This is a genomic window from Clostridioides sp. ZZV14-6154, from assembly GCF_020657785.1.
Lineage (GTDB): Bacteria > Bacillota > Clostridia > Peptostreptococcales > Peptostreptococcaceae > Clostridioides.
Genome location: NZ_JAGWCY010000093.1, coordinates 1 through 255, shown reverse-complemented (window position 1 = coordinate 255; position 255 = coordinate 1). Strand labels below are relative to the sequence as shown.

Annotated in this window: 1 pseudogene; it reads left to right on the top strand. The window is 24.3% G+C overall.

The features are described 5' to 3' along the window. Positions 1-255, top strand: a pseudogene (locus KGF45_RS20600) (IS200/IS605 family element RNA-guided endonuclease TnpB); the annotation flags it as partial.

Below are 255 nucleotides of genomic sequence, written 5' to 3'. Positions count from 1 at the left end.
AAAAGAATAGAAGTTTATGAAAACTATAAAGAAACTTTTACTTATAAGCAGTGCAGTTCTGATTTGACTGATTTAAAAAAAGAATTAGAGTGGCTTAAAGAACCTGACAAATTTTCACTACAAAACATCTTAAAAGATTTAGAAAACGCATATAAAAAATTCTTTAAAGAAAATGCAGGATTTCCTAAATTTAAATCAAAGAAAACTAATAGATTTTCATATAGAACAAACTTCACAAACGGAAATATTATGTAT